This is a genomic window from Streptomyces sp. NPDC028314 (assembly GCF_055565795.1).
The window spans coordinates 20,878-33,846 of the sequence record NZ_JBVHTP010000006.1; the positions used below are offsets into that span (position 1 = coordinate 20,878).

General features: G+C 73.3%; 11 protein-coding genes and 1 riboswitch. Of the genes, 7 read left to right on the plus strand and 4 right to left on the minus strand.

Going from position 1 to position 12,969, the window contains the following annotated elements:
- Positions 1-28 precede the first annotated feature (28 nt).
- Both ACZ4TG_RS15575 and ACZ4TG_RS15580 read right to left on the minus strand, forming a co-directional pair.
- Entirely contained in the window at positions 29-664 is a 636-nt protein-coding gene (locus ACZ4TG_RS15575) for a DedA family protein (protein ID WP_468162776.1), read from the minus strand.
- The gene (locus tag ACZ4TG_RS15580) at positions 661-1,437 is read right to left on the minus strand and encodes an MBL fold metallo-hydrolase (protein WP_468162778.1); all 777 of its coding nucleotides are present in this window, start codon (positions 1,435-1,437) and stop codon (positions 661-663) included. The genes ACZ4TG_RS15575 and ACZ4TG_RS15580 overlap by 4 nt, the downstream gene beginning before the upstream one ends.
- A 136-nt stretch (positions 1,438-1,573) precedes the next feature.
- Between ACZ4TG_RS15580 and ACZ4TG_RS15585 the strand changes: the two genes are divergently transcribed.
- The 6 genes from ACZ4TG_RS15585 to ACZ4TG_RS15610 all read left to right on the plus strand — a co-directional run bounded on the left by ACZ4TG_RS15585 (position 1,574) and on the right by ACZ4TG_RS15610 (position 9,182).
- Positions 1,574-1,978 (plus strand): hypothetical protein, encoded by a 405-nt coding sequence (locus tag ACZ4TG_RS15585; protein ID WP_468162780.1) that lies wholly within the window; start codon positions 1,574-1,576, stop codon positions 1,976-1,978.
- Positions 1,979-2,109: 131 nt separating this feature from the next.
- Positions 2,110-4,227: a phage holin family protein gene (locus tag ACZ4TG_RS15590; RefSeq protein WP_468163426.1), complete on the plus strand. Its 2,118-nt coding sequence runs from the start codon at positions 2,110-2,112 to the stop codon at positions 4,225-4,227.
- Between the two features lie 74 nt (positions 4,228-4,301).
- The gene (locus tag ACZ4TG_RS15595) at positions 4,302-5,693 is read left to right on the plus strand and encodes an amino acid permease (RefSeq protein WP_468162782.1); all 1,392 of its coding nucleotides are present in this window, start codon (positions 4,302-4,304) and stop codon (positions 5,691-5,693) included.
- Between the two features lie 54 nt (positions 5,694-5,747).
- Positions 5,748-6,188: an SRPBCC family protein gene (locus tag ACZ4TG_RS15600; RefSeq protein ID WP_468162784.1), complete on the plus strand. Its 441-nt coding sequence runs from the start codon at positions 5,748-5,750 to the stop codon at positions 6,186-6,188.
- Positions 6,189-6,318: 130 nt separating this feature from the next.
- Positions 6,319-7,380, plus strand: a complete 1,062-nt coding sequence (locus tag ACZ4TG_RS15605; RefSeq protein WP_468162786.1) for an ATP-binding protein — start codon at positions 6,319-6,321, stop codon at positions 7,378-7,380.
- Positions 7,377-9,182, plus strand: coding sequence for a vWA domain-containing protein (locus ACZ4TG_RS15610; protein ID WP_468162788.1), 1,806 nt, complete (start codon positions 7,377-7,379; stop codon positions 9,180-9,182). The genes ACZ4TG_RS15605 and ACZ4TG_RS15610 overlap by 4 nt, the downstream gene beginning before the upstream one ends.
- 14 nt (positions 9,183-9,196) lie before the next feature.
- Here the strand turns inward: ACZ4TG_RS15610 and ACZ4TG_RS15615 are convergent, their stop codons facing one another.
- Together ACZ4TG_RS15615 and ACZ4TG_RS15620 are read right to left on the minus strand one after the other, a co-directional pair.
- On the minus strand, positions 9,197-10,783 hold the full coding sequence (locus ACZ4TG_RS15615) for an RNA polymerase sigma factor (protein WP_468162790.1): 1,587 nt from the start codon (positions 10,781-10,783) through the stop codon (positions 9,197-9,199).
- Between the two features lie 224 nt (positions 10,784-11,007).
- Complete coding sequence (locus ACZ4TG_RS15620; RefSeq protein WP_468162792.1) at positions 11,008-11,769, minus strand: methyltransferase domain-containing protein; 762 nt, start codon at positions 11,767-11,769, stop codon at positions 11,008-11,010.
- A gap of 79 nt (positions 11,770-11,848) precedes the next feature.
- A riboswitch (ZMP/ZTP riboswitch) is annotated at positions 11,849-11,942 on the plus strand.
- Between the two features lie 146 nt (positions 11,943-12,088).
- Here ACZ4TG_RS15620 and ACZ4TG_RS15625 point away from each other — a divergent pair.
- Entirely contained in the window at positions 12,089-12,934 is an 846-nt protein-coding gene (locus tag ACZ4TG_RS15625; RefSeq protein WP_468163428.1) for a bifunctional 5,10-methylenetetrahydrofolate dehydrogenase/5,10-methenyltetrahydrofolate cyclohydrolase, read from the plus strand.
- The last annotated feature ends 35 nt before the right edge of the window (positions 12,935-12,969 follow it).

The following is a 12,969-nucleotide window of genomic DNA, read 5'->3' on the forward strand; positions in this document are numbered from 1 at the left end:
CCCTCCGTCCGCCACCGCGGGCCGCGGGTCAGGACGACGCGGGGCGCAGGCGGCGCCACAGGGCGGGCGCCGCACTGATCAGGAGGGTCAGGGCGACCGCCAGGGCCACGCCCTTCCACGGTTCCGAGAAGAGCGAGCCGCCCAGGATCCCGATCAGGCCGTACGTCGCCGCCCAGGCCAGGCACGCCGGGGCGTCGCCGCGCGCGAAGCGGCGCAGCGGGAGGCCGGCCAGCAGACAGGCCAGCATCACCGGGATCCGGCCGGCCGGGACCAGCCGCGAGACGACCAGCACCAGTACGCCGTGCTCGTCCAGCCTCGCCTGCGCCTGTTCGAGCCCCTCCGGCGTGGCCCGCCCCCGCAGCCGCTCCAGCCGGCGCGAGCCGCCGCGCGAGCGCACCCCGCGCCGCCCGAGCCAGTACAGCGCGATGTCCCCGCAGAAGGCGGCCAGCGAGGAGACCGCGAACACCAGCAGCAGGCCGAACGGCAGGGAGTCCTGGTGGAACGCCACCACCGACGCGGAACTCACCAGCGCCCCCGTCGGGATCACCGGCACCAGCGCACCCAGCGCCACCAGCACGAACAACGCCGGGTAGCCGACCGCCTGCTGGGTGCTCTCCGGCGGGACCTGACCGGCCGCCACCGCGAGGAACTCGCGCCACGTCACGGCAGCCGCACCCGCTGCCCGTGCCCGGGCACCCGGACCGTCACCTTCGGCGCGAGCCGCCCCGCGATCCGGGCGAACTCCCCGCCCGGGGCGTGGAACTCGTGCGGCCGCACCGCGTCCATCCCGACCGGCCAGTACGTCCCGTAGTGCACCGGCACCGCCGCCGCCGGCGCCAGTTCCGCCAGCGCCCGTGCCGCCCGCCCCGCGTCCAGGTGCCCGGGCCCCAGATACGGCCCCCAGCCGCCCACCGGCAGCAGCGCCACGTCCACCGGACCGACCTCCTCGGCCATCGTGTCGAACAGGCCGGTGTCCCCCGCGAAGTACGTCCGTCCCGCGCCCTGGACCACGTACCCGAGCGCGGGCGCCTGCTGCGGCCCGAACGGCAGCCGCCGCCCGTCGTGCCGCGCGCTGACCACCCTGACCCGCACCCCGGCCCGAACGGGGACCTCGTCGCCCGGAGCCACCTCCGTCACCGTCAGCCTCCGCGCCCCCGTCACCCGTACCAGCCCCGGTACGGCCCGGCGGGCGCCCCGGGGCACCAGCAGCCGGGTCCCGGGCGCGAGCAGGCCCAGCGAGGGCAGGTGCAGGTGGTCGGCGTGCAGGTGCGACACCAGCACCACGTCGGCCTCGGCCGCCTCCGGCGGGGGCACCGCCCCGCGCCGCCGCCGCAGGTGGGCGAGCCGCCGCGCGAACAGCGGATCCGTCAGGAACCGGACCCCGGAGTCCTCCACCGTGCACGTGGCATGACCCCACCAGGTGATGTCCACCGCCACCGGCGCTCCCTCCCTCGACCGCGGCCCGACGAAACGCGGTCCTGTCGACCTTAGATCCTGTCCCGTCGCGGCGCCTCCAACCGGAACCCGGCGGCCCCCTCCTCCCCGGCCGCGGATCGGAGTAGGGTCGGGCGCCATGGATGAGCTGCGCGTGGCCGCGATCGCCAGCCTGGCCCCGCTCGAGGAACTCGACGTCGACCCCTTCGCCGTGGACACCCGGAGTCAGCACGCCATGTGCGCGCGCTGGGCCGCCGCCCAGGGCTACGTCGTGACACGGCACCTGCTGGTGTACGGGCTGCGCGCCGACCACTGCGGGCTCTGGTGCGACGTCGACGCCGGCCAGGTCGACCTGTTCGTCGCCCCCAACCGGCGGGTGCTGGCCCGCGCGCTGCGCTCCGTCGAGGAGTTCACCGCCGAGTGCGAGCGGCGCGGGGTCCGGCTGGAGACCGCCGGGCTCGACGAGCCGACGTACACCTCCGCGATGAAGGCCGAGGTGCACCGCCGGCTGTCCATGCCGACCGCCGGCTACGACGGCACGTAGCCGCCCCTTTCGGATCTTGCCTCGCCCCCGCCCGGCCGGCATGCCGCGTACGTCTGTGCGCCACCCGTGCCGCCCTGCCCCGTACACGGCCCTGTGCGAGGCTGGCAGTGAACCGCGAACGGGGGTACGGAGTGTGGCGAGGACGGTGGCGGACCGCGGGCGGAGCACTGGTGCGGGTGATCCTCGTGTGGGCGGTGTCCACGCTCACCATGCTCGTCCTCGCCGGGATCCTGCCGGACTTCAGGCTCCAGTCCTCCGACGGTGACAGCGTCACCCAGATCGGGCTGGCCGCCGCCTGGGGCGCCGGGGCCTTCGGACTGCTGAGCGCGCTGGTGTGGCCGGTGCTGGTACGGGCCCTGCTGCTGGTGCCCGCCCTGGTGCTCGGGCTGCTCGTCTTCTTCCTCAACGGCTCGCTGCTGCTGCTGGCGCTCAGCCTGGTCCCCGACGGGCGCGGCGAAGTGGCGCCCGAGACGGCGGTGGTCGTCGCCGCGGTGATGTCCGCCGTGGCCTCCGCCACCTCCACCGCCCTCGCCGTCCGGGACGACGAGGCGTACCGCCGCAGGCTCTACCGGCTCGCCGACCGGCGCCGCCGCAGGCAGCGCGGGGCGGGCGCCCCCGGAGCGGGCGAGAGCGCGCCCGGCCTGCTCTTCCTCCAGCTCGACGGGGTCGGGTACGAGGCGCTGCGCCGCGCGGCGGCCTCCGGGCTGATGCCCACGGTCGGCGGCTGGCTGGACCGCAGCCACCGGCTCACGTCCTGGCGTACCGACTGGTCCAGCCAGACCGGCGCCAGCCAGCTCGGCATCCTGCACGGCTCCAACTTCGACGTGCCCGCCTTCCGCTGGTACGAGAAGGACACCGGCGAGGTGGTGGTCTGCAACCGGCCCACCAGCGCCGCCGAACTCCAGCGCCGGGCCATCGCGCGGACCGGCGACGGCGGGCTGCTCACCCTCGACGGGGCCAGCCGCGGCAACCTGTTCAGCGGCGGGGCCGACCAGCTCGCGCTGGTGCTGTCCGTGTCCGCCCGGCGGGGCCGGGCCAACCGCTCCCGCGCGGGCTACTTCGCGTACTTCTGCGACCCGGCCAACGCGGTCCGCACGGCCCTGTCCTTCTTCGCCGAGGTGGGCCGGGAGATCGGCCAGTCGGTGCGGGCCCGGATGCGCGAGGAGACCCCGCGGATCGGCCGGGGCGGGCTGTACCCGCTGATCCGGGCGTTCGCGACCGTCGTCGAACGGGACGTGGTCGTCGCGGCGGTGATCGGGGACGTGCTCGCGGGCCGCGCCTGCGTCTACGCGGACCTGGTGGCCTACGACGAGGTCGCGCACCACTCCGGCCCGCACGGCCGCGACGCCGGCCAGGTGCTGGCCAGGCTCGACCGGAGCCTCGCGCTGATCGCCCGGGTCGTCGAGCACGCTCCGCGCGAGTACCGGATCGTGCTGCTCTCGGACCACGGCCAGAGCCCGGGCGAGACCTTCCTGAGCCGGTACGGGCTCACCCTCAAGGACCTGGTCCGGGCGGGCTGCGGACTGCCGGTCTCCCGGCGGGCCGGCGGCACCCGGAGCGGGGCCGAGGCCCGCGCGGCGGTACTCGCGGCCCTGCACCGCCCCGTGGAGGAGGGCGAGGAGGCGCACCCCCGGGGCGGCTCCGACCCGGTGGTGCTGGCGTCGGGGAACCTCGGGCTGGTCTCCTTCCCGGACGCGCCGGGGCGGGCGGACCGGGCGTGGATCGAGCGGGCCCACCCGGCTCTGCTGGCGACCCTGGCCAACCACCCCGGAGTCGGGTTCCTGCTGGTGGACGGGGAGGTGCTGGGCCCGGGCGGCGCGGTGGCGCGGCTGGACGGCCCCGGCGCGGCGGAGCGGCTGTTGGCGGTCTTCGGGCCGGGCGCGGCCGAGGCCGTCCGCCGGACCGACTCCTTCCCGCACGCGGCGGACATCATGGTCAACTCCGCCTACGACCCCGCCGACGGGACGGTGCACGCCTTCGAGGAGCAGATCGGCTCCCACGGCGGCCTGGGCGGGGAGCAGGGGCACCCGTTCCTGATGTGGCCCACGGAGCTGTCGGAGCCGGCGGCCGACCTGGTCGGCGCCGAAGCGGTGCACCAGGTGCTGCGCGGGTGGCTGCGCGAGGCGGACGGCCCTCAGGTCCCGCTCGGCGGGCCGGAAGCCACCGCGCCGGAGGATCACCGGCCGGAGCCCGCCGAAGGCGGAACCCTTCCGTCCGCAGGGGTCTCCGTACAGGACGAAAACCGTTGATTTGGTGCGGCCTTTGCCGTGCCCGACGATGTGTCGACCTGTCCAGCATGTGAAACACCAGAGGCGCACCACCCGTGAGCACCACCCCTGCCCCAGCCCCAGCACAAGCACCAGCCACAGTCCCCGCACCCGCTGCGGACGAGGCGGGTCCGCACGCCCGCCGCTTCGGCCTTCCGATCGCGACCTGCCTGGTCATGGGCAACATCATCGGCGGCGGGATCTTCCTCCTCCCCGCCTCGGTGGCGCCCTTCGGGACGATCAGCCTCGTCGCCTTCGGCGTGCTCACCGTCGGCGCGATAGCCCTCGCCCTCGTCTTCGGCCGGCTCGCCGAACGCAACCCGCAGACCGGCGGCCCGTACGTCTACGCCCGCGCCGCCTTCGGCGATTTCGCCGGCTTCCTCGCGGCCTGGAGCTACTGGATCACCACCTGGGTCTCGAACGCCGCCCTCGCGGTGGCGGCCGTCGGCTACCTCTCGGTGCTCTTCCCGGCGGTGGGCGAGCACAAGTGGTCCATGTGCCTGGGCGCACTCGCCGTCCAGTGGCTCCCCGCGCTCGCCAACCTGGCCGGCACCCGCTACGTGGGCGCAGTCCAACTGGTCGCCACCGTACTGAAGTTCGCCCCGCTGCTGCTGGTGGCCGTGGGCGGGCTGTTCTTCTTCGACCCGGCGAACCTCGGCCCCTTCCGGGCCACCGACCAGAGCGCCGTCGGGGCCGTCTCCGCCTCCGCCGCGATCCTGCTCTTCAGCTACCTCGGCATCGAGTCGGCCGCGGTCAGCGCCGGCGAGGTGCGCGACCCGGCCCGCAACGTCGGCCGGGCCACCATCCTGGGCACCGCCGGCGCGGCCACCGTCTACCTGCTCGGGACCCTGGCCGTCTTCGGCCTGGTCGCCCACGAGCAGCTGGTCTCCTCCGCGGCCCCCTTCACCGACGCCGTCAACGCCATGTTCGGCGGCTCCTGGGGCGGCACCCTCGTCGCCTGCGCCGCCGTGATCTCGATGGTCGGCGCCCTCAACGGCTGGACCCTGCTGAGCGCGCAGACCCCGTACGCGGCGGCCAAGGACGGGCTCTTCCCGAAGGTCTTCGAGACCAAGAGGCGCGGGGTCCCGGTGGCCGGGGTCGTCGTGACGGTGCTCCTGGCCTCCGCCCTGACCGTCTACAACTACACCGCCGGCACCAAGGGCGTCTTCGAGATCCTGGTCCTGGTCACCACCTTCACGGCGACCGTTCCCTACCTGCTCTCCAGCGCCGCGCAGATCTACTTCCTCGCCTCCGGGCAGTCCGCGCGCGTGCACCGCGGGCGGCTGGTCCGCGACACGGTCCTGGCCGCCGCGGCCTTCGCCTTCTCGATGTGGCTGGTGGCCGGCTCCGGCTACGCGGCCGTCTACCAGGGCGTTCTCTTCCTCTTCGCGGGCGTCCTCGTGTACGCCGTGATGTCGGCCCGCAAGAAGCGCTCGGCGACCGCCTGACCTGCGCGGTAGCGTGGGATGAGAGTCAGCCGAGGGGGGCACCGAGAGGTCGCCATGTCCGCGATCGCAAAGAGCATCGACATCGCCCGCAGTCCCGCAGACGTGTTCGCCTACGTCACCGACCCCACGCACCTGCCGGAGTGGCAGGACAGCGCCGTGTCGGCCGTCCCGCTGGGCGACACCCCGGTCCACGTGGGGTCACGGGCCGCCGTGACCCGCCGGATGGGCAGGCACCGGTTCCCGATGACCATGGAGGTCCTGGAACTCGACCCGCCGCGGAGCTGGCACATGCACGGGGTCGACGGGCCGGTCCGCCCCGATGTGCGCGGAAGGATCGAGCCGCTCGACGACGGAGCACGCTCACGCGTGACCCTGAGCCTCGACTTCGAGGGACACGGCATCGGCAAGGCCCTCGTCCCGCTCATGGTCAAACCCTTCGCCCGCAAGGAGATGCCCCGCGGCGAGGAGAAGCTGAAGCACCTGCTGGAGCACTGAACGCGGGAGCGCCGACCGCCGCCCGGCCGCCCGCCCGGCCGCCGGTCGGCGAAAAACCGGATGCTCCGGAGCACGTGGCGCACCCACACTGGGCGCGCCACGTACTCCACCCCTGAGGAACACCGCGCCCGTGCAGGCTTCCGTCACCGTCACCCCCGCCCAGATCCCCGAACTGCTCCTCGGACTCGCCACCGTGCGGCCGGTGTTCCTGTGGGGGGCACCCGGCATCGGCAAGTCCTCCCTGGTGAGGGCCTTCGCCGACTCCCTCGGCCTGGAGTGCGTCAGCCTCCTCGGCACTCAGCTCGCGCCCGAGGACCTGATCGGCGTCCCCCAGATCCGTGACGGCCGCTCCGTGTTCTGCCCGCCCGAGGCCATCGCCCGCGACGAGCCGTACTGCCTGTTCCTCGACGAGCTCAACGCGGCCACCCCGGACGTCCAGAAGGCCTTCTACTCGCTGATCCTGGACCGCCGCATCGGCTCCTACGAGCTCCCCGAGGGCTCCGTCGTCATCGGCGCGGGCAACCGCGCCACCGACAACGCGCTGGCCCGCCCCATCGCCTCGGCGCTCGTCAACCGGCTCACCCACGTCCACCTCCAGGCCTCCGCCGCGGACTGGATGGTCTGGGCCGGGGAGAACGGCATCCACCCCTGGATCACCGACTACCTCACCGACCGGCCCGACCACCTCTGGTCGCAGCCGCCGAAGACCGAGGAGCCGTTTTCCACCCCGCGCTCCTGGCACATGCTCTCCGACGCCCTGCACTCCTTCGGGACCGCGGTGGACGAACAGACCCTGAAGGTGCTCGCGCACGGCACCCTCACCCCCGCGCACGCCGTGTCCTTCTGCGGCTACGCCAAGATCGTCCGGCATGCCTTCGGCATCGAGGCGATCATGAAGGGCGATGTCTCCTGGCCCACCGCCCTCGGCGACCGCGACCTGCTGTACTACCTCGCCGACGCCTTCCGCGGCCGCCTGGTCAAGGAGCTGCCCGCACAGCGCGAGCACGTCTCGCCGGCCGTCCGACAGCTCGCCTTCCGCTCGAAGTCCCTGCTCGTCCAGCTCGCGGAGATCTCCGTCGAGGTCGCCCAGACCGTGATCGCCGACGACGCCGACGGGCTGCCCGTGCTGCCGTCCTGGTTCCTCATCGAGGCCGCCCGCGACATGCCCCGGCTGGTCGAGGCCCGCCGGTGAGCCGCAAGCCGGCCAAGGCGAACCGGCCCGACCCCGCCACCGCGGCCTTCGAGGCGGGCCGCCTGCTGGTGCGGCGCAACCCCGCCCTCACCGCGGTCAGCGGCACCGTCTGCCGCCAGGCCAAGTGCGCCGCGACCCCGGCCGGAGGGCTCGCCGCCGTGGACTCCGACGGCACGATCCACGTCCACCCCACCAAACGGGCCGATCCCGAGGAATGGGCCTGGACCCTCGCCCACGCCCTCCTCCACCTCGGCTTCGGCCACATCCCCGCCTCCCGCGAGGCGGACCGCCCGCAGCCCGACCGCTTCGAGCTCGCCGCCCGCTGCGCCGTCGTCAACCGCTTCCTGCTGACCTTCCCCGTCGGCCGGACCCCCGCCCACCTGCCCGAGGCGTACCCCGGCGGCGACGAGGAACTGCTGGCCGCCCGCTGGCGCCGCGACGGCATCCCGCCCGCCTACGAGAACTGCGGCACGGCCGGCGAGCACCCCGACCAGGTCCTCGTGACCCACCGCGTCCTCGGCACCGCCGTCCCGGACTGGGAGACCGCCTTCGCGCACGCCCTGACCCGCAGCGTCTCCGCCGCCATGGACACGGCCGGCGGCCGCCGCGACCGCGTCACCGGAGAGCGGGTCCGCCGGCACCCCTGGGACCGGGCCCTGAACTGGTTCGTCTCCTCGTACCCGCTGCTCGGCGGGCTCGCCGCGGGACTGCGGATCGTTGCCCACGCCGAACTGGCCCGCGCCCAGGGCATCGCGATCGCCGCCGTCAGCGCGAGCGCCGGGGAGATCTACGTCAACCCGCTGCGCACCCTCGACGACGAGGAATGGCGGTTCGTCCTGGCCCACGAGATGCTGCACGCGGCCCTGCGCCACGGCGAGCGCCGCGGCGCCCGCGACCCGTACCTGCACAACGTGGCCGCCGACTACGTCGTCAACGGCTGGCTCGTCGAGATGGGCGTCGGCGCCATGCCCGAGGGACTGCTCTACGACCCGGAGCTGAAGGGCCTCTCCGTCGAGGAGGTCTACGACCGGATCACCACCGACCTGCGCCGGACGCGCCGCCTGGCCACCCTGCGCGGCAAGGGCCTGGGGGACATCCTGGGGGAACCGCTGCCCCACCCGGGGAGCGGGCCGTACACCGACCTCGACGAGTTCTACCGCCGCGGCCTGGTCCAGGGCCACGACCTGCACGTGTACGGGGAGCGCGGGCTGCTGCCCGCCGGGCTGATCCAGGAGATCCGGGCCCTGGCCCACCCGCCCGTGCCCTGGGACGCGCGGCTCGCCCGCTGGTTCGACGAGTACGTGCCGAGGCCGCAGGCCGTACGGAGCTTCGCGCGCCCGGCCCGCCGCCAGGCCTCCACCCCGGACATCCCGCGCGCGGGCCGGTACTTCCCGCCCGAGGAGGTCGCCCGCTGCACCTTCGGCGTCGTGCTCGACACCTCCGGGTCGATGAGCGCCGCCCTGCTCGGCAAGGCGCTGGGCGCGATCGCCTCGTACGCCGAAGCCCGCGACGTACCGGCGGCACGCGTCGTGTTCTGTGACGCGGCGCCGTACGACGCGGGCTTCGTCGCACCGACCGAGATCGCGGGCCGGGTACGGGTGCGCGGACGCGGCGGAACCGAGCTCCAGCCGGGCATCGACCTGCTCCAGCGTGCGGAGGACTTCCCTCCGCAGGCGCCGGTGCTGGTGATCACGGACGGGTGGTGCGACACCCTGCGGATCCGGCGCGAGCACGCCTACCTGATCCCGCAGGGTGCCTCCCTGCCGTTCACGCCCCGGGGGCCGGTCTTCCGACTGGCCTGAGGGGCGGGGCCGGTCTAGTCGAGGTAGTCGCGCAGCACCTGGGAACGCGACGGGTGGCGCAGCTTCGACATGGTCTTGGACTCGATCTGGCGGATGCGCTCACGGGTGACCCCGTACACGCGGCCGATCTCGTCCAGGGTCTTCGGCTGGCCGTCGTTCAGGCCGTAGCGCATGGAGACGACACCCGCCTCACGCTCGGAGAGCGTGCCCAGGATCGACTGGAGCTGCTCCTGGAGGAAGGTGAACGACACCGCGTCGGCCGGCACGACCGCCTCGGAGTCCTCGATGAGGTCACCGAACTCGCTGTCGCCCTCCTCACCCAGGGGGGTGTGCAGGGAGATCGGCTCGCGGCCGTACTTCTGGACCTCGATGACCTTCTCGGGGGTCATGTCGAGTTCCTTGCCCAGCTCCTCCGGAGTGGGCTCGCGACCGAGGTCCTGGAGCATCTGGCGCTGCACACGGGCGAGCTTGTTGATGATCTCGACCATGTGGACGGGGATGCGGATGGTGCGCGACTGGTCGGCCATGGCACGCGTGATCGCCTGCCGGATCCACCAGGTCGCGTACGTGGAGAACTTGAAGCCCTTGGTGTAGTCGAACTTCTCCACGGCGCGGATCAGACCGACGTTGCCCTCCTGGATCAGGTCCAGGAAGAGCATGCCGCGGCCGGTGTAGCGCTTGGCGAGGGAGACCACGAGACGGAGGTTGGCCTCCAGCAGGTGGTTCTTGGCGCGGCGGCCGTCCTCGACGAGGATCTCCAGCTCGCGCTTGAACGCGGGCTTGTGGTCCTCCTCCTCTTCGAGCTTGTACTCGGAGAAGAGGCCCGCCTCGATGCGCTTGGCGAGCTCGACCTCCTGCTCGGCGTTGAGCAGCGGCACCTTGCCGATGAGCTTGAGGTAGTCCTTGACGGGGTCGGCGGTGGCGCCCGCGACCATGACCGTCTGCGCCGGGGCGTCGTCCTCGTCGTCGTCGGACAGGACGAAGCCCTGGGTGCCCGCGGCCTTGGGGGCCTCTTCCTCGGCCTCGTCGGCCAGGTCCTCGGCCGCCCAGTCCTCGCCCTCGACGGCGGGGGTCTCGCCCTCGTCGGCGTCCTTCGCGCCGGTCTTCTTCGCCGCGGCCGTCTTCTTGGTGGCCGTGGCCTTCTTCGCGGCGGTCTTCTTGACCGTCCGCTTCTTCGGCTCGGCGGCGGCCTCGGCCGCCACCTCCTCCTCGGTGCCGGAGGCCGACGGAGCGGATATCGCCGCCGCCGTGGCCGGGCTGGTGGCCGAGGCCTTGCGCGCGCCGATGGGGCGCGGCGCGGCGGCGGCCTTCTTGGTCACGGTGCGGGCGGGGGCGGCGGCCGCCTTGCGCGGCTTCTTCGCGGCAGCCTTGGTGGCGGGGGCCGCGCTGACGTGGAGGGCGACACCCTCCTCGTCCAGGACCTGGTTCAGGCTGCGCAGGACCCGCTTCCACTGGTCCACCGGGATGCGGCCGGCCTCGAAGGCCTGGCGCACGTCATCACCGTTGATGTGACCCTGCTCGCGGCCTCGCTCGACGAGCGTGACCAGGGCCTCCGATTCGGCGATCTCCGGAGGGAACGTACGGGACGGGCTGAGCGACACAAGGAGCCTCTCGTTGCGAACAGATAAGGGGTGGGCCGGACATCATCGCGCGAACTCGGGAAACAGACCCGAGGGGGGTCTGTATTCCGGGCCGCGCGAGGACACCTGTCGGTTCATCGCATGCCCGAGTCGATTCGTTACGCGCTGAATTGAGTGACCTGCGCCACGCTGTGGCGGCGCAACCGATCCGGCGTGGATCCGTCCGCCCTCCTCCGCCCGTTCCCTCAGCCCGTTTTGCGGGCCTCGATGAGGAAGCGGGAGGTGTGCGCGACGAACGGGCCTTCGCGTTCGATCCGTTCGTGCAGCTCGCGCAACCGGTCCCGGTAGTGCCCGACCGTGAAGCCCGGCACCATCCAGATCACCTTCCGTAGAAAGTAGATCACGGCTCCGATGTCGTTGAACTCCGTCCGCAGTCGTTCGGAGCGCAGATCGACGACTTCCAGGCCCGCCTCCCGAGCCTGCGCGACCGCGTCGTCGGGGTGCCGGCCGCGCCTGACCTCCTCCGGCTGCGGGCCCAGGAAGTACTCCACGAGCTCGAAGACACTGGCCGGACCGACCTGCTGCGAGAGGTACGTACCGCCCGGGCGAAGGACCCGCGCGATCTCCTCCCACCAGATGGTCACCGGGTGCCTGCTGCAGACCAGCTCGAAGGCCCCGTCGCCGAACGGCAGCGGCGGTTCGTCGGAGTCCGCGACCACGACCGCGCCCAGCGGGTGCAGCAGCCGGGTCGCCTTGTCGATGTTCGGCGGCCAGGACTCGGTGGCCGCCATGAGCGGGGGCAGCGGCGCGGCCCCGGCGAGCACCTCGCCGCCTCCGGTCTGGATGTCGAGGGCGGAGCCGGCCCGGGAGAGGCGTTCGCGCAGCAGCCCCTGATAGCCCCAGGAAGGGCGCTGCTCGGAGGCCCGGCCGTCGAGCCAGGAGAAGTCCCAGCCCTCCACGGAGACCGATTCCGCCTCCGCGACGAGATGGTCGAAAGTACGCGTCATGTCTCGATCGTCCCAGGTCGGGCGCCGGGCATCCACCGGGTATCGCCGGGGGGCTCCGCACGGCCGTCGACTAGAGTGGGCGGCGGGCCGTGACTGGCGTTCGGGTGGATCACCACCGGGGAGCGGCCCGGCGTACCCCCGTACGTCGACTGCCGCGCGCCTGGGCGAACCGCGATCCCGCAGCGACGCTCAGGAGACCCCTATGACGACTGCCCAGACCGATCAGGCACAGGCCGATCAGGCACAGGCCGACCAGACGCAGGCCGACCAGACGCAGGCCGACCAGGCCCGCACCGGCCAGGGCCGGACCGCCCGCCTCATGGACGGCACCGCCCTCGCCCGCCGCATCTCGGAGCAGACGGCCGCCCACGCGGCGAAGCTCACCGAGCGCACCGGCACCGCTCCCTGTCTCGCGACCGTGCTGGTCGGCGAGGACCCCGCCTCGGTCACCTACGTCCGCATGAAGCAGAACCGCTGCGCCAAGGCCGGGATCACCTCCCGCCACGTGGAACTCCCGGCGGAGACGACCACCGAGGAGCTCGTCGCCGCTATCACGGCCCTCTCCGAGGACCCCGAGATCAGCGGCATCCTGCTCCAGCACCCGGTCCCGCACCACATCGACGAGCGCGCCGCCTTCGAGGCCATCGCCCCCGGCAAGGACGTGGACGGTGTGACCATGCACTCCTTCGCCGCCATGGGCTTCGGCCTGCCGGGCTTCGTCTCCTGCACCCCCGGCGGCATCATGCGCCTGCTGGAGGCCTACGACGTGGACCTGACCGGCAAGCACGCGGTCGTCGTCGGCCGCAGCGCGATCCTGGGCAAGCCCGCCGGGATGCTGCTGCTGGAGCGGAACGCCACCGTCACCTACTGCCACTCCCGCACCCGGGACCTGCCCTCGATCGTGCGCCAGGCCGATGTGCTGGTCGCGGCCGTCGGCAAGGCCGAGTTCATCCGGGGCGAGGACATCAAGCCGGGCGCCGTGGTCCTGGACGCGGGCTACAACGAGGGCAACGTCGGCGACGTGCACTTCGAGTCGGCCGCCGCCCGCGCCTCGCTGATCACCCCGGTCCCCGGCGGTGTCGGCCCGATGACCATCGCCGTGCTCCTGGAACAGACCGTCCGGGCGGCCGCCGCCCAGGCCGGGCTGGACCTCGCGGACCTCTGACCCCGGCCGCTGCCGACGACGTACGACGTACGACG